Genomic DNA, 19,279 nt, shown 5'->3' on the forward strand with positions numbered 1-19,279 from the left:
GTCCGGTTCCGAGGGAGGGTGTAGGAAACCTACCGCCAACGGCGGCAAGGCGCCTTTACCCTACCCTACGACCTGCTCTCTTCCAGAGAAGTGGAGAATATCTTCGAAAACTCGGATTATATCTATATGCTCAATCAGGCCAGCGGAGACCGGCAGATTCTTGCAAAGCAGCTCAATATCTCCCCGCACCAGCTCTCGTATGTCACCCACTCCGGTGAAGGTGAGGGTCTTTTGTTTTACGGGAATATCATCCTGCCCTTTGTAGATCGCTTTCCAAAGGACACGGAGCTGTATCGGGTACTCACGACAAAGCCGCAGGAAGTATCTTCCTGACCGCAGCAAGGAGGACAACGGAAATATGGACAGCAAACTGATGACTTTTGAAAACGCGGCCTTTGGCAAAATCCGAACGATTACCATCGACGGCGAACCGTGGTTTGTGGCAGTCGATGTGTGCAAAGCATTGCAAATAGCAAACAGCCGCGATGCGCTTACTCGTATTGACGACGATGAAAAGGGGGTAGTTTTAACCGACACCCTTGGAGGAAAACAGGAAGTTACCATCGTAAACGAACCCGGTCTTTACACGCTTGTGCTGAGTTCCCGCAAGCCGGAGGCAAAGGCGTTCAAGCGCTGGATTACCCATGAGGTCATTCCGGCGATACGCAAGCATGGCGGGTATATGACGAAATCTCTGCTGGAGCAGGTATTGGAGAATCCCAACCTGATCTATGAGTTTGCACGCCGGATGCTGGAAGAACAGCAGAAAAACGAGCGGCTGCGGCAGGAGCTTGACCGCGCCAAGCCCAAGGCGGATTACTACGATGCGTTCATCCACCCGGAAAGCTGCACCAATATCCGCGCCACGGCAAAGGAGTTGAAGGTGCCGGAAAAGATGTTCACCGCTTTCCTTATCCGCAAGCGCTACCTTTACCGCGCCCCTTCCGGCAGTCTCATGCCCTACGCCAAGGCGGCAGACGACGGCCTGTTCTTCGTAAAAGACTACATCGCGGTCAACGGGCATCAGGGCGTGTACACGCTGGTGACGCCCAAGGGCAAGGCGCTGTTTCTTTCCATGCTGGGTGAGATCGCATAAAAGAATCCAATTTCCATGAGAGTGAGGTGATGTTTTATGGCAAAACGCGCACCAAGGCTGCAATTCACCGAGGAAGAGCGTGCTTCCCCGGAGCTTGCGCCTGCCATTCAAAAAGCAGACAAGAAGATCAAGAAGCTGGAAAAGGCTGAGGCAAAGATTCCAAAGAAAGAGGTAAAACAGCGTGTTGTGGATTCCGATGGGAAGATCACGACACGCCTTTCTTTTGAGGAAAAGAAGCCGCCCTCCAAGCTCAGCCACGCGGCGAAGGTTTCCGGCGATGCCGTGCTGCACGGTGTTCACCGAGAAGTGCGGCAGAGCAATGACGGCGACAACGCCGGTGTGGACGCCGCCAATACGCTGACGGAAGATGCCGAGAGCGCATATCAAGTGGGGCGTAACATCCACCGCGCCCATGAACTCAAGCCCTACCGTAAGGCACACCGGGCAGAGAAAAAAGCGGACAAGGCCAACGTTAAGGCGCTGAATCAGGAGTTTGCCCAGCAAAACGAGGGCTTTTCCTCCAATCCGTATTCCCGTTGGCAGCAAAAACGCGCGATCAAGCGGGAGTACGCTGCCGCAAAGGCCGGACGCGGTACAGCAAATACAGTCAAGGCGTCGGAGATTACAAAAAAGGCGGCAGAGAAAAGTGCAGAGGCCGGAAAGAAAGTCGGAGAGTTTGTTGCCAAGCACAAGAAAGGATTCCTTATTGTCGGCCTGATTGCAGCGGTTTTCCTGTTGTTCACCAACCTGTTTTCCTCCTGTTCCCTGATGTTCCAGGGCGCAAGCTCTTCCATTGCCGCTTCCACCTATCCGTCTCTGGACGAGGACATGCTGGCGGCTGAGGCGCAATATTGCGCTATGGAGGCAGAATTACAGGCGAGGCTGGACAACTACGAAGCCGAGCATGATTACGATGAATACCGCTATGAACTGGACGATATCGAACACGACCCGTATGTTCTGATTTCTGCAATCACCGCGCTGATGGGCAGAGAATGGACGATCAGCGAGGTCGGCGGGATTCTGGATATGCTCTTTGAAAAACAGTACATCCTTACGGAGACCGTGGAGACGGAAACCAGATACCGCATGGAGATCAGAACCGGCAGCTACACCTATTATGACTACGAGTTGGAGGATTGGGTCACGGAGGAATACGAATACGAGGTAGAGGTACCGTACACCTATTACATCTGCACCGTAAAGCTGGAAAACTTCAACCTCAGTCATGTTCCGGTCTACATCATGTCGCAGGAGCAGCTTTCCCTCTATGCCATGTACATGGGCACGCTGGGCAACCGGCCTGACCTCTTCGGCAGCTCTTCCTATGTCGGCAGGTATTATGGAAGTGAGTATCCAAAGTATGAGATTCCACCGGAAGCATTGGAGGACGAACAGTTCGCCGCCATCATCAAGGAAGCGGAAAAGTATCTTGGGTTCCCCTACGTCTGGGGCGGCAGCTCACCGTCTACATCCTTTGACTGTTCCGGCTTCGTTTCATACGTCTACAACAACTGCGGCCTCGGCTGGAGCTTTGGCCGTCTGGGCGCGGAGGGGCTGCGGCAGATATGCGCCTATGTTTCCCCAGCAAACGCAAGGCCCGGAGACCTGATCTTTTTCCAGGGAACGTATGACACCACTGGCGCATCCCACGTCGGTATTTATGTGGGAAATAATACCATGCTGCACTGCGGCGACCCCATTCAGTACAGCGACATTACTTCATCTTACTGGCAGCAGCATTTCTATCAATTTGGCCGTTTGCCATCACCATAAGGAGGAACTATGAACCCGAAAATCAGCAAACTCAAAGCGGAACGGGTAAAGAATGACGGTAAAATCGCCATGCTCCAGTCCCGTAACCGCGAGATCGACGAAGACATTATCAAGCTGGAAAATGAGGATATTGTCGGCCTTGCCCGCGCCACCGGCATGACCATGGAAGAGCTGGCGCAGTACCTCATGCATATCAAAAAGGGCGGTTCGCCGTTTTGCAGCACACAGAAGGAGGATATGGAAAATGCATCTGAAGAAAACTAAGAAAACCCCGCGTATGTTCCGCATGATTGCGCTGATGCTCAGCCTTGTGCTGGTGTTTTTCACCATGACCGGCATGGCGCTTGCGGAAGAAGGGACAGACGTGTCCGATGCCGCGCCTGACAGCACCCTTGAAATTGTGGAGACAGAATTGGAGGTAGAACCCGAACCCACAGAAGAACCTCCTGCCGAGACTCCCGGTGCAGAGGAAACGCCGGAACCCACGCCAGAGCCGGAAGAACCCTCTATCCCACCGGAAACCACGGACGCCCCTGCGCTGGAACCGGATTATGAGCTGGACGCGGAAATCCCGACTGGCTGGCACAATGCGCCGGTTACGATCACCGTTCGCCTGATTGATAAAAACAATACCGGCTGGGTCAAAATCGAGGCTGCGTTCAGTAATGAGGATGACGCTGAACGCTTTGATGTAACGGAAGAATGGAATGAATACGGATATTGGGAGCGCACGATGCCGGATAATGGCACCGTGTATTTCTTTGTCACCGATCCGCTGGGCGTCGAGCATGAGCTGTTTCTGGACGTGTACTGCATGGACTTTGAAGCACCGGTGATTCGAGCTGGTATCAACGGTACACTCCTGCGCGTGGAAGCCAGCGATGCGCTTTCCGGCATTGCTGCGGTCTTCGTCAATGACGAGTTATACACGACCCTCGAAAATGGTGAGCTGAACGTCCGCATTGATAACCTGACGGACAACGCCTATCTCTACATCGACGCGCTGGACAATGCCGGGAACTGGACGGACTATGTTGTACTTGCCAATCCGTTCTACGAAGAAGAACTGGAACCGACGCCCACACCCACGCCGGACACCGGCGATGATGAGCACGACGAGCATTGCCCCACAGACTGCGACTGCCGCAAGAATAATACGTCCGGCAGCAGCTCCGGCAGCTCATTCGGGGGCAGCAGCGGCGGTGCATCCTCTGTAAGTGGCGGCAGTAAAAATGCAGGCTCGTCTGCACAGACCCCGGCATCTTCCGAGGCTCCGGCTCCCACCACGGAACCCATCACGAAAGAGGACGGCACCGGCTTTACGCAGAACGGCAATTCCGTCACGCGCGATCTGCTTTACGACAAATACAGCAACAAGCAGTTTATTACCGTTGAGACCCGCAACGGCGAGACCTTCTATCTGGTGATCGACTACGATAAGCCGCTGGACGAGGACGGAGAGCGTTACGAGACCTATTTCCTGAATCTTGTGGATGAGGCCGACCTGCTGGCTTTGGTGGAGGGCGACAAGCAGACGCCGGTCTGCTCCTGCACGACGAAGTGCGAGGCCGGAGCCGTCAATACCTCCTGCGAGGTCTGCAAAACGAACATGACAGAGTGTACCGGCAAGGAGAAGGTCGTGGAAAAAGTACCGGACACCACGTCGGAGCCGGAGATTGAGCCGGAACCTGAAAAGAAATCCAGTGGGGGCGCTGTGGCGCTCCTGCTCCTGCTGCTTCTGGGCGGTGGCTTCGCGCTCTATTGGTTCAAATTCCGCAAGAAAAAGCCGGATGCCAAGGGGCCGGTCGATCTGGATGATTACGACTACGGTGAAGAGGACAACGGCGAGGAATACGAGACGGAGCCGGATGAAGGCGAGAGTGCAGATGCGGCGCAGGATGAAGAATAAGAGGTAATGATTATGAAAAAAGCGTACAAGTTGGTAATTTCGGAGAAGCCCTCTGTTGGAAAATCCATCGCCGCCGTTCTTGGTGCCAATGAGCGCAAGGACGGCTATTTTATGGGCAGCGGCTATATCGTGTCCTGGTGTTTTGGGCACCTGGCCGAACTGGCCGAAGCCGCTACCTACGATGAAAAGTACGCCAAATGGCGCTACAACGATCTGCCCATCCTGCCGGAGAGCTGGCAGTATTCCGTTGCCAGAGACAAAGCCAAGCAGCTTGCCCTGCTCAACACGCTCATGCACCGGGAGGACGTGAGCGAGGTCGTCAATGCCTGCGATGCCGGGCGCGAGGGCGAATCCATCTTCCGCACGGTCTATATGCTCAACAAATGCGACAAGCCCATGAAGCGCCTGTGGATTTCGTCTATGGAAGATACGGCGATCCGCAAGGGCTTCGAAACGCTCAAAGACGGCAGCGCATACGACAATCTCTATGCGTCGGCGCTCTGCCGCAGCAAGGCCGACTGGCTGGTAGGCATTAACTCCACGCGGCTTTTCTCCGTTCTTTATCACCGCACGCTGAATGTTGGGCGTGTGGTGTCTCCCACGCTGGCGTTGATCGTGCAGCGGGAAGCGGAAATCGACGCTTTCAAGCCGGAGCCGTTCTATACAGTTACGCTGGGGCTTCCGGGGTTTGATGCTGGCAGCGAACGCATGAAGAATAAGCCGGAGGCCGAATCCTTGCAGAAAGCCTGCGGCAGTCAGATGGCAGTGGTAAAGGCGGTCGAGCGCAAGGACAAAGCTGAAAAGCCGCCTGCCCTTTACGACCTCACCACCTTGCAGCGCGACGCCAACCGGATTCTTGGCTTTACCGCCCAGCAGACGCTGGACTACCTCCAGAGCCTTTATGAAAAGAAGCTCTGCACCTACCCCCGCACCGACAGCCGGTATCTGACCTCGGACATGGCAGACGGTTTGCCTGTACTCGTAAACAATGTAGCTGCGGCAATGCCGAAGGTGGGCGACGTCCCGATTCCTGTAAACACCGCGCAGGTCATCAATGATAAAAAGGTCTCCGATCACCATGCGGTCATTCCCACCGCCAATTTCAAAGAAACCGCGCTCACCGGACTGCCTACCGGAGAACGTGCTGTTCTGGAATTGGCTGCCTTGCGCTTGCTCTGCGCCGTCGCGCAGCCCCATGAATACACGGAAACGGCGGTAACGCTGGAATGTGCCGGACACAGCTTCAGCACAAAAGGCCGCACGGTCACAAGTCCCGGCTGGCGGGCGCTGACGGAAGCATATCACTCCGGCAAGGGTGAGAATGAATCTTCGGATGCGGCAAAGGCACTGCCGCCCGTGGATGAAGGGCAGACCTTTACGGTTCATTCTGCCGCCGTCAAAGAGGGCAAGACGACGCCGCCCAAACACTATACCGAGGATACGCTGCTTTCTGCGATGGAGGTTGCCGGTGCAAAGGAAATGCCCGAAGATGCTGAACGCAAGGGGCTTGGGACGCCTGCCACTCGCGCGGCCATTCTGGAAAAGCTGGTGGCCACCGGCTTTGTGGAACGCAAAAAGAGCAAAAAGACGGTAAGCCTGATTCCGACCCACGCCGGTATCTCCCTGATTACCGTGCTCCCGGAACAGCTTCAATCGCCTCTGATGACCGCTGAGTGGGAACACCGGCTCAAGGAGATCGAGCGCGGCGAAGAATCCCCGGAAACCTTTATGCAAGGCATCCGCGATATGGTCTGTGAGCTGGTCAAGACCTATAAAACAGTACTGGGAGCCGACGTGCTGTTTCCGTCCGGAAGAACGGTCGTCGGAAAATGCCCGCGCTGCGGCAGTGATGTTACAGAGAGCAAAAAGGGCTATTTCTGTGAGCGGAATGACTGCCATTTTGGCCTTTGGAGGGATAACCGTTTTCTTGCCGCGAAGAAGATCAACCTGACAAAGAAAATGGCGGAGGCGCTGCTGAAAGATGGAAAAACGTATGCCAGCGGTATCTTCTCGGAGAAAACCGGCAAGACCTATGACGCTTATATCGTTCTGGAAGACGACGGCACGAAGACAGCCTACCGGCTGGAATTTGAAAGAGGGAAAGCAAATGGAAAACAGTATTCATAAAATGCGTGCGGCGTACCTGATCCTGTCGGCAATTCTCACCATGCAGGGCGAGAACGCTCCCGCTTTCAGCGCACATTGCGACACCATCGAGCACCTGTGCGAAACCGTTATGTCCGTCTTTGAGAAGCTGGGGTATCGGGATCGGACGGTTTTGGGGATGCGCCTGAGTTTCAATCCCCATAAAGGATTTGTGCCCACGAAAGTGTGCAAATATCTGGAGATTGCGACTGCCTTTGAAATGACCCTTGCTTCGTCGGCCAGCCGTCTTTTTCACAGAATCTGCCGCAGATTTGCCGCTTCTATGCTGGAGGCAGATCGATGAGACTGGAGCCTTCGGAGCGTGAGACCATCATCCTGTTCTCGGATGCGGATGATACCGCCAGCGTGTACACCTTCGATAAAAAGCTCAAAGCGCGGCTCAAGGAGCTGCATCGGCGGCAGCCGGACAAAATCTACCCGGACAGCAAGGGACGCTCCGGCTCTGCCTGCTTCATCGTGCCGAAAAACTGCATCTCCATCCGGGAGCCGTACAGTGAAGAGCGCCGCCGTGCCGCCAGTGAGCGTGCCAAGCAGGCCGGGTACAAGCCTCCGGTCAGGGGCACCACCCCAAAATCCGAATAAGCTTCATGCCCCTGCGAGGATTCCCATGTCCCCGCAGGGGCGGACCATATGCAGGGATATAAGTCCCGGAAAGGAGCGAATATGGCAGAAAAGCAGTCCAATAAGGACAGGCTCAAAGAGATCACCGACAACATTGAAAAAGGAATTCAGGAGCTGTTTCAGAGTGAGAAATACAGGCAGTATCTCCGCACCATGAGCCGGTTCCACAAGTACAGCGTCAACAACACGATGCTCATCTATATGCAGAAGCCGGATGCCACCGTCGTTGCCGGTTTCAATAAATGGCGAGATCAGTTTGGGCGCAATGTGCTGAAAGGCGAAAAAGGCATCAAGATCATTGCCCCGACGCCGTACAAAAAGAAAATCGAAGAAGCAAAGCTCGACCCGGACACCAAGCTCCCCATGCTGGATACTGACGGTAAGGCCATCATGGAAGAGAAAGAAATCAAGATTCCGATGTACAAGCCGGTCACGGTTTTTGATGTGAGCCAGACAGAGGGCAAGCCTCTCCCGCAGCTTGCCGCCGATCTTACCGGCAATGTGCAGAATTATGAGGTCTTCATGGAGGCAGTGAAGCGCAGTGCGCCGGTGCCGGTCTTCATGGAGAATATGACCGGCATGGACGGCTATTACGATGATGAAAATCAGCGCATCGCCGTCCACGCCGGCATGAGTGAGGTGCAGACGGTATGCGCGGCAATCCACGAAATTGCACACTCCCTTCTGCACAGTCACTCCAAAGAGGCCAATGAGCTGACACCCAGTTGGAAAGTAGTTATGGTCAGTGAAGGTGGCACGAAACACGATTTCAGCTCCGGCTTCAAAACCGAGGCAGAAGCAAAGCATTTTGCCGAAGCGGAAAACTGGCACTACCTGGATGAAAACCGGTTTGAATGGCGTTTGGAAGTTGAAGAAGACTTGAGTGCTGTAAAGACCGCAGCACTCTCCCGCAACACCGAGGAAGTACAGGCCTTATGCTCATATTTTTATAATGCTTATTTTTATCATTAATTTTATAAAACCTCACTTTCTATGCTATAATCTAAGCATTACTGGGTATAATTCTGTTTGGTTTAATTTTTGAAGCCCCCCAAAAAAGGAGTTCGCCCTGATGCAAGCAAACTATCAAGATGCTGTCGCTGCTATATTATTTCATCTCAAGCAGCAAGGCAGTTCTCTGAGTAAAATTCATTCACATGAATCTTGCTACCATATGTTACAGCGTTATTTGGAATTAAATGATATTCCCTTTTCAATGGAAGCTGCTGTTGATTGGAATGAGAATCGAAAGTTCAATCTATGTTATGACACATATATCAGCTATAGAAATGCCTTATTCATGTTAGCGCCGGGAGTGCACAGCCAATTTGGGTCGGGAAAAAAACAGCCAATTTAAGCCGGAACGGTGAGCCAATCCTTTTGAGGATGCATTCAGTTTCCTGCCATTTTGGTTTCACCTAAACAAGCGAACTGGGTTTAAAATGTACAGCCAACAGCCCAGTATGGCACTTGAATTATTCTTTCATTTCCGCCGCGGGCTCAACGGCTTTTACCTTGCCGGTCTGCAGGGAGATCGTCTCCAATTTCTTCCCACGGAAGCTTTCGCCGCGCAGCTTGAACACCGTAGCATCATCAAAGATGCGGTCCAATGCGCAGAGCAAGGTGGCGTCCTCGTTGAAATCCTCGCGCCACAGCGCCGGATTTCTGTTGCTGGTGAAAATCATGTTGAAGTTGCCTTCCTTGTTGTAGCGGCGGTCAATCAGATCAAAGAACATACGGGTACATTCCTTGTCGAACTCGCAGCGCCCAATCTCATCAATAATAAGACAGCTTGGACGCACCAGAGCGTTGAGACAGGAGTCCGCCTTACCACTACGCTTGGCTGCGAGGAATCTGTCCCGTAATTCCGAGGCTTTAATGAAATAGGTCTTCATACCATGCTGGCAGCAGGCGTAGCCAAAGGCCTGTGCCAGATGGGTCTTACCCGTTCCGGCAGGGCCAATAAATGCCAGATTTCTGTGTGAATGGATGGCACTGAGGGATGGCAGTGCCTTTAGACACTCCACATCACGACCCTTCAGCAATGAGAAATCGAAGTTTTCAAATGTTCTGGGTGCCTTTGTGGGTAAACGGCTGAGCCTGAGCAAGGTGTGCACTGTGGTCTGCTGCTTCTTCTCGCTGAGATAGGTGAACACACGCTCCACGGCTGCCATCTCAGTTTCGGACAGTTCATGCTCCTCTGCATAAAGCGCAAATTCCTCAGAAGAGAAGTCCAACTTCAGCGTGGCAGCTGCTGTTGCGAACTTTTCAAATACCGTTTCCGTCACAGTAATCCCTCCTCGTCATCAAAGTCAAACTTTGCAAAGGAAAGGCTGCCGGCAGGCTTTGGCAGCTGCCGGATCTGTGTTTTCACCGGAACGGTGGGCTGCTCTTCCGGCTGGGCTTCGTATTGCCCCTCGCAGAAGCTGTCACGGCGACTCCATGTGACATCGTGAGTGGCAAGCAGCGCATTCAGGTCCGTTGAGTAGATGCAGATCGTGTCGCCGCTGCGCATAATGCGGGCCATGCGCCCGGGATAACTGTACGGCACACCGAAACGCCGTCCCTCATAGTTGACAAAGCCGTCAAAAGAGATCCTACGCTCTGGGCAAAGAAAGAATTGAATCTCCTTGCTGTCTGGCAACTCACGCAGTACTTTACTGCAAGCCGCGTCATGTAACTGCTGTGGCATACCGTCTACGACGCGGTGGTAGATGTTGTTCTGCGCGTGACACCACTCCAGTGCCTGCCGGTTGAGATCTGTTACATTGTAGAATACCCGGTCAGCAAGGAAATTCTCCTTCACGAATCGCACAAGGCGTTCTACTTTCCCCTTTGTAAAGGGTTGATAAGGTTTGCAGAGCTTGGTGTCAAATCCTACTGTCCGCATAAACGCCTCATAATCCTTCTGCCACACAGGATGGCCATTCAGATCACGGCGGAGGACAACGCTTTTCATGTTGTCTGTCAACACATACCGAGGGATGCCCATGTACTGAAATGCGTGGATCATTCCTATAAAGAGGTTTTCCTGCTTGGCATTGGGAAAGAACTCAATATAGCGCTCTCCGCAATGGTGGCAGATCATAGCGAAGCAAGCTACGCGGTAGGTCTGTCCATTGTAGTCCAGCACATCGGTAAAGCCCCAGTCCATCTGGTAAGTCTCACCGGGATCTGTGGAATAACGGCGACCCCGGTTGCCCTGCGGTGCAGCCTGCTGCCGCTTGGCAGGAAGAAGATACTTATGGGCAGCGATGTAGTCCTTTACAATGGTCAGCTTACCATCGAAGCCAGACTCCTGCAGACGCTTCAGGATGACTGTGGAGTTGCCGACACCCTGCTTTAACAGCGTGTCAATGATTCCGCTATAGCCGGTGAGCTTGGTGATCTTGTGTTTTCTGACCTCATCGCTTCGGCGGCTATCCCGAAAGCCGTTCTTTTTGAGCCGGCGCAGCTTTCCACGGGAGATGCCGGTACGGCGTTCAAGCTCGGCTAAGTTGATTTGCTCCAGAGAGAAGGAATCTCCCTGTGCTGCTTTCATTTCTTCTATGGCCTGTGCTATAATCGGTACATAGCCATTACCACTTGTCTCTTTCATTACGCTCCTTTCCACTGGGCTGTTGGCACTTTCCAGTGTACAAGGTTTGCAAGAACTGTGGTAGTGGCTTTTTATTTCCGGCTACATTTGGCTTATTTTTTCCGGCCCGCAGTGGCTATCTCCGCCCGGCCCGAACATTCAGATTAGAACACTATCTGCTAAAAGGTGAAATCAACATCCCCTTTTGCAGGTCTGTTAACTGTTTCTATTGCAAAAGCGGGTTATCTATCGGTTTTACAAATCTACTTGAAGAAATGAAAACTGCCCCAACCGTATCTTTGGGGCAGCATGCATATGAACGTTATTTGGTAGTGTACAGGGAATTTTTCAAGCACGCCATAGAAACAGGCATCACTGATTCTTCCCAAATAGTGGTCGATCATGTGATTGGGTTTTGGGAAAAAGTAGTAAGCAAACAACCAACTCTGGCCCAAAGGCAGCATCAAACATCTGCAGTTACAACGTTGATGAATTATCTGGCAGAACGTGGGGATGTTCCGCGCTGCTATCGCATGGTCTTACGTAATGGGAATGCAGACACCATTACCAAAACAATGAAACTCCCTTATGCAGGCAGTGTGATTCATCCAAGCATGAAACTCGAAAAAATGGCTGACGGATATCTGGAGGCTCTTGGAAAATGGCAGTATAAAGCATCATCCAAGAGGCTTTATTCGCATGATCTCCTATGGTATTTTATATTCTTGGAGTTTAACCATGTTGATCATTCCGATGAAACTGTAACAGTGTGGAGGGACTGTCTCCCGGATGACAGCTTAAAAGAGCGCCGGTACCATACAATTGTAATGTTTACACGTTATCTACAGGGAAGCACGGTGGAGATGAGGGTCATTCCTCGTATATGTTCAAGTAATACCCTGCCAGAATGGAGCCTATCGATTTTAAACAGATTTATAGAAAGCCGACGCCATGATGGAATGACAGAAAAAACGCTCGCCATGTGCAGGGCATCCGGCTACCGTTTCTTTAACTACCTCAAAATTACAGGGGTACAATCTTCTGATGCCATAACTTCTGAAACCATCAAAGAATTCCATGTAAAAGATGAACATGCTACGCCGGAAAGCAAAAATGCTTATAGTATAAAAGTCCGCCAGCTGTTGTCTTTTATGGCTGGCGAAGGGCTTATTTCTCAAAAATTAGTTTATGCAGTTTCTTCAAGCAGTGCGCCACGCCGCAGCATTGTAACTGTCCTCAATGATGAAATGGTTGCAGGGATCTACAGATTCCGGGAAAGCGCATCATCGCCTCTTGAATTCCGAGATATAGCAATCGTGATGCTTGGACTCCGCATGGGCATACGTTCTTCGGATATACTTTCCTTGCAGATTAGTGATTTTAACTGGAAACAAAAAACCCTTTCTTTCATTCAGAAGAAAACCAGGAAAGCTATTACACTTCCTGTTCCAAATGATGTTGGCAACTCGGTTTATAAGTATATCTTTCGTGGCAGGCCCAAATCTGGAGAGGATGGAAACGGCTATGTATTTATCCATCACCTGGCACCCTACGTCAATCTAACATCAAATTCAGCTACAAGGAATGCGTTGCAACGCATTCTGTCTGTTTGTGGTTATGAACTGCCATATGGACAGGGATTCCATATCACACGGAAAACATTTGCTACCCGGTTGCTCACTGCCCACAACAGCATCTATGATATTGCTGACGCCCTGGGGCATGCACGTAAGGAGACATCGGAAGTATATCTTGAAAGGGATGAGGGCGGCATGCGCCTCTGCCCGTTGCCTTTTGGAGGCGTAATAGGACTATGACATATATATATAAAAGTGGGCTTAAATCTTATATTCTAGGACTCATAACTCAAAAACGTGCAGACGGCTTTGCCTACATTTCGGAGGAGCAACTTTTCAGGCAACTTGATAACTTTTGTATGGAATATTTTCCTGATGCCAGAACAATTACCTATGACTTTGCCGCCAGATGGTCCTCAGCCCGGCCTTTTGAAGGAAATGGCTACCATAACAGGCGGATTTCTGCATTGAGACAGTTGAGCCTGTATATACTCTCTCTTGGGAAGGATGCCTATGTACCAGACTGCTTCTTCTGGAAAGAATACAAACCCGCACTCTATATCCCCTCAAAGGATGAGGTGGCCGCATTGTTCCAGGAAATGGATGCGCAGGAATATTGGAGCCACAGCATAGTACGCCGGCTGGAAAAAGAATGCAGGATTATGTTCTTGCTGTATTTCTGCTGTGGATTGCGCCTTTCAGAAGCTCGCTTTCTTAGACGATGCGATGTTGACCTGGAAAGAGGCATTTTGACTGTTTTGAGTTCCAAAGGAGATAAAAGCCGCCTTGTATACCTACCGGCAGATGGAACCGTAACCCTTATGGAGTATATGAAAGAGCAGAAGTCTGTTTACCCGTTGTGTGAATGGATGTTTCCCGGCTGGAATCCCGAAAAGCCTATATCCAGTTCCGGTGTGGAGCAATGTTTTAAACGTTATTGGAGCAAGCTTCCGATCTCAAAGTCCCTGGACAGACATCCAACTCCGCATTGTCTCCGGCATGCATTCGTGGTAGAGAGGCTTAACAATTGGATGCTCCAAGGGATTGACACAAATGAGATGCTTCCATATCTCAGCCGCTATCTTGGGCATAAGGGCCCAGAGGAAACCTACTATTATTATCATTTGGCAGACAAGGCCTTTGACGTCATCCGAAAAAAGGATAGCCTGTCAAGACGTATAATCCCGGAGGTGGTGCCGTATGAGGACTAGAAAATCTCCTGATAAGAATCTGTTTTTTTCGAAGACCTGGCCTTTCCTTAATGAATTCCTCATCGGGCAGTCAGGGCGAAGCCCGGCAACGGTGGAGTCATACAGGGATTCCCTGACCATATTTAAGAATTATCTGGTTAGAGAACTGGGAAGATCCATTGCGGACTTCCAATTCTCGGACTGTACCAAGGAGTGCATTTATAACTTCCGAGAGCAGTTGCTTCGCACCGGGAGCCAGCCATCAACAATCAATGTGCGGGTTGCGGCAATCCGTTCCTACCTGAAATACGTGGCAGATACAGACATCTCTGTACAATCGGTTGCCCTGGCAGTGTCGCAAATAACACCCTGCAAGAAAATTCAGAAGGAAAAGGAAATCCTTAGTGAACAGGCATTGTCTGCAATCCTTGCAGCCCCTCCCTGTACTAAAACAGGGGTGCGTGACCGGGCTATTCTCGTGCTTCTGTATGATACTGCTGCCAGAATCAGCGAGCTCCTGGGGATACGCCTTTGTGATATTGCCTTAGATACCCCATATCCCAGTATCTTTATAACCGGTAAGGGGAACAAGGAACGTACAATACAGCTCTCGGAACAGTCTTCCTCCCATCTGCGTGAGTATATCCGGGTATTCCACCGTGCATCAGCCAAAGATGACTATCTGTTTTTTACGACCATAAAAGGCGTGACAGGCAGGATGTCTCCTGGGAATGTACAGCGGTTAATCAAGAAATATGCTGCCCAAGCGAGAAACTTAGGCCTTGACATCCCCCAATCTGTCCATCCACATATGTTCCGCAGGACTCGTGCAACGAATCTGTACCAGGAAGGGGTGGCTATTGAACTGGTGTCCACTGTACTTGGACATGCAAGAACGGACACCACAAGAAATTATTATGCCAAGCCATCCGTGGAACAGCTCCGCAAAGCCCTTGAATCTGTGCCAACCCCGGCTAGTGATGAAGAACCGTTATGGGTTGACAGTGAAGAAGAGATGGCCCGGCTTTGCGGGCTGAGATAACCATAATGCAATCTATGTTGTTATCAGGATTCCCATAGAATTCCGGAATGCGGCCATCAGCGCTCCGGAATTCTATCCTGCTTTACATTGGGGAGGCATTGCCCATTTTTTCTTATTCATGGCTGGGATAGCAATGGAAACTATTTAATCACACAAATTTTTAGTACCGGATTGGCTTGCAATAGATGGGCAGTTTTACAATAACGCGACATTTCCTGAATAGAATTATTTTAATGCCTTGTGCGCCTTTTTATAACTGAGCGGGCAAAAATCGACTTATATTTTTTCAAAGCCTTCCCGGATTTTTTTAATCTGTTCTGTTCGCCAGGCAACTTGCATCAGTCCATCTAAATGCCCTGCCATTTGCTCGGCTTTTTTCAGCCAGAACTCTGCGTGTCGTTCCATCCGCTCACGGTTTTCCGGGGGTACAATACGGCAAGAAGCACAGCAGTAACGGGCAAACGCTTTATAGCACATATAGCGGTCAGCGAGGTCTTCTGAATTGCGGTATTTCTTGAAAAAAATGCCCAGTGCAGGTTTAACCTGTTCCATACGCTTTGTCTTTATTCCAATTAGAATCTCCCATTCCAATGTGCCAACATACATCCCTGCCCTGCCCAGGTATTGTTCTTCCGCCTTGATGCGTTGAAGTGTGTCCCATGCATCATCAAGCTTATCCTCATAATAATATAGTCTAAGTTCTGCCATAAGCTGATTGCGCTTTGTATTAGCGAATTTAGTGCTTCCTTCTCTACGCCAGCGGCGCAGGACAGTCCATGCGTCAGGAATCTGCCCATTTAGGCGATAAGCTGTCACTAAATCTTCGAAATAAACACTGTCATCATAGCTGGGTGACTTATCTATCTGGGAGGCAAATGCCTCCTGGGCTTTTGCCAGCGCTTCTGCATCTTTACCACAGGAAGAAAGGAAAGAATATTCAGATTCCAGTACCATGCTCTTGGAGCCGCCAATCTGCTGCGAGTCCTTATAAGGGCCAAGCTTATCTAACATAGATTGGATTTCTGCCCGTGGCAAATGTAAATTCATGGCAACCTCAAACAAGTCTATAAGATTGTAGAACTGGGTGGTAGCATCCAGGCCATTAAGCTGCTCTGCCTTAAAAAAACAGGACAAAGACTTTTTTAATTGATTATCTCGTCTATAGCAGCTGCCTTCCCAATAGAAATTCATACATTGCGCTGACAAATCTCCTTTCTGCCTTGCCAATGATGCTGCCTGAGAAAAAAGAGCTGCGGCCTGTCCATAACGGCATTGACAATATAATTGATATCCGTCATTATTCAATTCATCTATATTCTTTTGTTTCTGCCTTCGCACCTCCGCTTCATCCAACCGCTTCCATCGTTCTGCATCACCCCTCATATCGGCGGCACTCCTCCATTACTTTTTTCAGCTCGTCCTGGAGTCCTAGTAAAATGTGCATGTTGACGCCAAGAGTAGAAAGCACGTCCTCCTTTGCGGACACATAGCTATCAACTGTCTTAAACTTATTGCAGATGCTGGCTCTCTGGGAATCATTCAAGTGTATCTCCGTCAGGCCTGATAGCAGTGTATGTGACAGATAGAGTTCTTTCCGACGGCGTATAAGCTCTTCAATACGGGCATTCTTAATCCGGCCTCCTTCAATTAGATGGCTGGTAATCTCGTTTACTAATTCGTCTGGTGAACTAGACCTGCCGCTGTAAGAAAAGGTGAGCCGGTCCCCAAAGTCAGCGGGTTTTCTTAGCGTGGAATGTGTATCCCAGAGTGCGAAAACCGGTCGTTTATCCCCGCTCATTAAAATTCCGCCAACTTCCATCATAACGTTGGGGTTCAAATCACTGATTTCCGCTATAAAACACTGTGCAGCGGCGATATGTGATTTAACGTTCTCTACTAAAGTGTCTGCATTGTATTTATCCCTGGCCAGGCAGACCTCAAAACAAAACGGAGCCTGTTCAAAGACCCGGCGGACAGCTAACTCTACGGATCTGTACTCGTCGGCAAAAGGCGTGATCATAAACATAAGGATATGTTTACTGCCGTTAACTATATTGCTGGCGTTTTTCACTTGCATATCTTTTCGCAGTTTCAAGAGTTCATCGCGTAAGTCGAGGTTCTCATGTTGCGTTTCTATAAGCATCGTCATGATCTGGGCAACATTGTCATGCACAATACTCATGTTGCGTTCGTCCAGCCGGTGAGAATAAATCAAGGCATTATTGTAAAGCAACGTCATCACCGTAGAAGTTACGACGGAATCCAGATTTGCTTTTGAAAGAAGCTGGATAAGGGTATTCCGTCCATTCAAAGCCAGCTGCACAGGCCGGTTATGAATACGTTCCTGTATGCTACGGAACGCATCGCCAAAATTCATGCGCAAAGAGGGCGTGTTCAGGAGATCCTGCAATTCCCTGTCTGTCTTGGAGACTTCTGTTTCAATAATGACAGCTGGAACAGCTTTCGGGGCATAAAGCTTCGTGTTAAGCACGATATTTAATCCTAGGTCATGGTTAAGGTGGTAACTCATCCGTTCTTCCAAACGCCGGAATTGCAGCCGCTCTTCTGCTGAAAGCTCATCAAAAAAGATCCCTTTGTCCAATACATTGAGTTTTTCCAGTGTAACTTCCGGATGGTGCTCCCCGTATTTTTCCAGAAGCTCTTCATCATAATTGCGTCCTGCATTGATGACAACGAGACCCTTTTCGTTTGCCATACGATAATACTGTGCCGCACTGTCATAATGGGAAAAGTAGTAGATAGGGTTTCTGCCTTCTATCAAAGGGTTCATGGGGATATACCGTTGCAGTGATACATCTCCCTGGTTTGTCTCAAAAAGCAAAAGATCTGCAACCTGGCTAAAAAAGTCTTCATTAACCATGGCCATACCCTTCAGATGGTCATGATGCCATTGGTTAATATAGGAAAACTTATCCAGACGGTTTTCTGCAAGGTATTCCAACCGTTCAATAATCTTTACACCTAATTCAGCCTGGATAACTTTGAATGCTGTGTTCTCCTGGTTGATGTTGTCACGTCCGGCAGTGGGACTCAAGTCAGGGCTATCCACAACGCCGCGCACAAATTTTGCCCAGGTAGGAAGTAAAGAGGTATCTCCTTCCTTAACAAGCATTTTCCGTACAAAGATGTCCAGCGTACCAGTAGAATTCAGGCCAGCCAAATGCTGATTGGAAATATACAGAACTCCCTGTGCCCGATAGTCCTTACCCTCTACCTGTTTGTTAATGTTGATTGGGAATACATCCATAGACATGTCAGGGAAACGCCGATTGACAAATGTGCTGTAGGTATCCATTTCCTGCTCCGCAGTTTGATATTCCTTATCCCAAGGAGCGAAAATTGCATTAACAGGGCCAGTGCCATTTATTTTGACAGGAACTGAAATAAAGTCACAATAGCGGCGGATGATTTCTTCCAGCTTTTGCCGATCCAGTAAATAGGTAAAATCCGGGCGCACAAATACCGTGACAGCGGTGCCGACCTCTTTTCTGTCTATCAAAGAAAGCTCACACTCAGTTGAACCATAATTAACCCACTGATATGCAGTATCTGAGTTGACTTTATGGGTTTGAACGCAAACTTTGCTTGCCACAAGAAAAGAGGACAGCATCCCAATTCCAAACTGGCCAATCAGTTCCTCGGAAAACATATCTTCTAGTTCCCCTTTGGAGATACCAGTACCTGTAGAACCAATAACAGATAAGAAGTTTTCAATATCAGATTCGTCCATTCCAATTCCGTTATCCGCAAAAGTAATGCTTTTTTCTGAACTGTCATAGGTAATAGAAATCTCCCCTTGGTAAAAAGATTCCTTTAAAGCCTCGCGGCGAACAATGCTGTCATGTCCATTTTGAATTAATTCTCGGACAAAAATATCTGAAGTGCTATAGAGACCATCTGCTAGCAAACGAATAAGTCCTTCAAAGTTCGTTTTCATAGTAATTGTTCTTGTTTCACTCATAATATTTCCATCCTTTCTGTATCGTCTTAACAACCTGCACACCATAAAGGAGCTATCCCTCATAGACATTTTTTCTGAGTAGGCAAGTAGAGCAACTATCCTTAAAATGCATTATACCTGATAATGTGCATCTTTTCAACAGAGAATGTGAAATTATGAAAGGGAAACTAACAAATGAGCATTATTGTATTATGGGCATAATGCTTCAAATGCAAATTTCAGCATTTGAAGCAGAGAGCATTTCCTACGCCGTCTGTGCCTATTTTGGCATTGAGACCGGCGAGAACAGCTTCGGCTATATCGCCACCTGGTCAAAGGGCAAGGAGCTGCCGGAGCTGAAAGC

General features: G+C 49.8%; 15 protein-coding genes and 2 pseudogenes. 13 read left to right on the plus strand and 4 right to left on the minus strand.

Going from position 1 to position 19,279, the window contains the following annotated elements; all coding sequences use genetic code 11:
* Window positions 1-69 precede the first annotated feature (69 nt).
* From LKD37_RS13840 to LKD37_RS13885, 10 genes and pseudogenes are all read left to right on the plus strand, one after another.
* Window positions 70-333 (plus strand): annotated as a pseudogene (locus LKD37_RS13840) (VirB4-like conjugal transfer ATPase, CD1110 family); the annotation flags it as partial.
* Window positions 334-358: 25 nt separating this feature from the next.
* Window positions 359-1,096: a BRO family protein gene (locus tag LKD37_RS13845; protein ID WP_302929728.1), complete on the plus strand. Its 738-nt coding sequence runs from the start codon at window positions 359-361 to the stop codon at window positions 1,094-1,096.
* A 36-nt stretch (window positions 1,097-1,132) separates the two neighbouring features.
* Entirely contained in the window at window positions 1,133-2,872 is a 1,740-nt protein-coding gene (locus tag LKD37_RS13850) for a C40 family peptidase (RefSeq protein ID WP_302929729.1), read from the plus strand.
* A gap of 9 nt (window positions 2,873-2,881) precedes the next feature.
* The gene (locus LKD37_RS13855) at window positions 2,882-3,136 is read left to right on the plus strand and encodes a DUF4315 family protein (protein ID WP_302929730.1); all 255 of its coding nucleotides are present in this window, start codon (window positions 2,882-2,884) and stop codon (window positions 3,134-3,136) included.
* Window positions 3,117-4,781: a DUF4366 domain-containing protein gene (locus LKD37_RS13860; RefSeq protein WP_302929731.1), complete on the plus strand. Its 1,665-nt coding sequence runs from the start codon at window positions 3,117-3,119 to the stop codon at window positions 4,779-4,781. The genes LKD37_RS13855 and LKD37_RS13860 overlap by 20 nt, the downstream gene beginning before the upstream one ends.
* Before the next feature lie 12 nt (window positions 4,782-4,793).
* Window positions 4,794-6,908 carry a type IA DNA topoisomerase gene (locus LKD37_RS13865; RefSeq protein WP_302929732.1) on the plus strand — a complete coding sequence of 705 codons (2,115 nt, stop codon included), beginning with the start codon at window positions 4,794-4,796 and terminating at the stop codon, window positions 6,906-6,908.
* The gene (locus LKD37_RS13870; protein WP_302929733.1) at window positions 6,889-7,230 is read left to right on the plus strand and encodes a hypothetical protein; all 342 of its coding nucleotides are present in this window, start codon (window positions 6,889-6,891) and stop codon (window positions 7,228-7,230) included. The genes LKD37_RS13865 and LKD37_RS13870 overlap by 20 nt, the downstream gene beginning before the upstream one ends.
* On the plus strand, window positions 7,227-7,529 hold the full coding sequence (locus tag LKD37_RS13875; RefSeq protein WP_302929734.1) for an immunoglobulin: 303 nt from the start codon (window positions 7,227-7,229) through the stop codon (window positions 7,527-7,529). The genes LKD37_RS13870 and LKD37_RS13875 overlap by 4 nt, the downstream gene beginning before the upstream one ends.
* Window positions 7,530-7,610: 81 nt before the next feature.
* Window positions 7,611-8,516 (plus strand): annotated as a pseudogene (locus LKD37_RS13880) (ArdC-like ssDNA-binding domain-containing protein); the annotation flags it as partial.
* A 124-nt stretch (window positions 8,517-8,640) separates the two neighbouring features.
* A complete protein-coding gene (locus LKD37_RS13885; RefSeq protein ID WP_302929735.1) occupies window positions 8,641-8,925 on the plus strand; it encodes a hypothetical protein in 285 nt (94 codons plus the stop codon).
* 118 nt (window positions 8,926-9,043) lie between these two features.
* On the opposite strand, the gene LKD37_RS13890 is transcribed toward LKD37_RS13885, so the two are convergent.
* On the minus strand, window positions 9,044-9,856 hold the full coding sequence (locus LKD37_RS13890) for an ATP-binding protein (RefSeq protein WP_302929736.1): 813 nt from the start codon (window positions 9,854-9,856) through the stop codon (window positions 9,044-9,046).
* The gene (istA, locus tag LKD37_RS13895) at window positions 9,853-11,166 is read right to left on the minus strand and encodes an IS21 family transposase (protein WP_302929737.1); all 1,314 of its coding nucleotides are present in this window, start codon (window positions 11,164-11,166) and stop codon (window positions 9,853-9,855) included. Before istA ends, LKD37_RS13890 begins: the two co-directional genes overlap by 4 nt.
* A 35-nt stretch (window positions 11,167-11,201) precedes the next feature.
* On the opposite strand from istA, the gene LKD37_RS17765 reads away from it, so the two are divergent.
* Genes LKD37_RS17765 through LKD37_RS13910 form a run of 3 tightly spaced genes read left to right on the plus strand, consistent with a single transcriptional unit; the run spans window position 11,202 to window position 14,954 of the window.
* Window positions 11,202-12,962, plus strand: coding sequence for a tyrosine-type recombinase/integrase (locus LKD37_RS17765; protein WP_302929738.1), 1,761 nt, complete (start codon window positions 11,202-11,204; stop codon window positions 12,960-12,962).
* Window positions 12,959-13,933, plus strand: coding sequence for a tyrosine-type recombinase/integrase (locus tag LKD37_RS13905; RefSeq protein ID WP_302929739.1), 975 nt, complete (start codon window positions 12,959-12,961; stop codon window positions 13,931-13,933). Before LKD37_RS17765 ends, LKD37_RS13905 begins: the two co-directional genes overlap by 4 nt.
* Complete coding sequence (locus tag LKD37_RS13910) at window positions 13,923-14,954, plus strand: tyrosine-type recombinase/integrase (protein ID WP_302929740.1); 1,032 nt, start codon at window positions 13,923-13,925, stop codon at window positions 14,952-14,954. Before LKD37_RS13905 ends, LKD37_RS13910 begins: the two co-directional genes overlap by 11 nt.
* A gap of 276 nt (window positions 14,955-15,230) precedes the next feature.
* Here the strand turns inward: LKD37_RS13910 and LKD37_RS13915 are convergent, their stop codons facing one another.
* Both LKD37_RS13915 and LKD37_RS13920 read right to left on the minus strand, forming a co-directional pair.
* Window positions 15,231-16,337: a hypothetical protein gene (locus LKD37_RS13915; RefSeq protein ID WP_302929741.1), complete on the minus strand. Its 1,107-nt coding sequence runs from the start codon at window positions 16,335-16,337 to the stop codon at window positions 15,231-15,233.
* The gene (locus LKD37_RS13920) at window positions 16,327-18,936 is read right to left on the minus strand and encodes an ATP-binding protein (protein ID WP_302929742.1); all 2,610 of its coding nucleotides are present in this window, start codon (window positions 18,934-18,936) and stop codon (window positions 16,327-16,329) included. The genes LKD37_RS13915 and LKD37_RS13920 overlap by 11 nt, the downstream gene beginning before the upstream one ends.
* Window positions 18,937-19,279: the final 343 nt, after the last annotated feature.

This window comes from Brotocaccenecus cirricatena (genome assembly GCF_020687045.1).
Taxonomy (GTDB): Bacteria; Bacillota; Clostridia; order Oscillospirales; family Oscillospiraceae; genus Vescimonas; species Vescimonas cirricatena.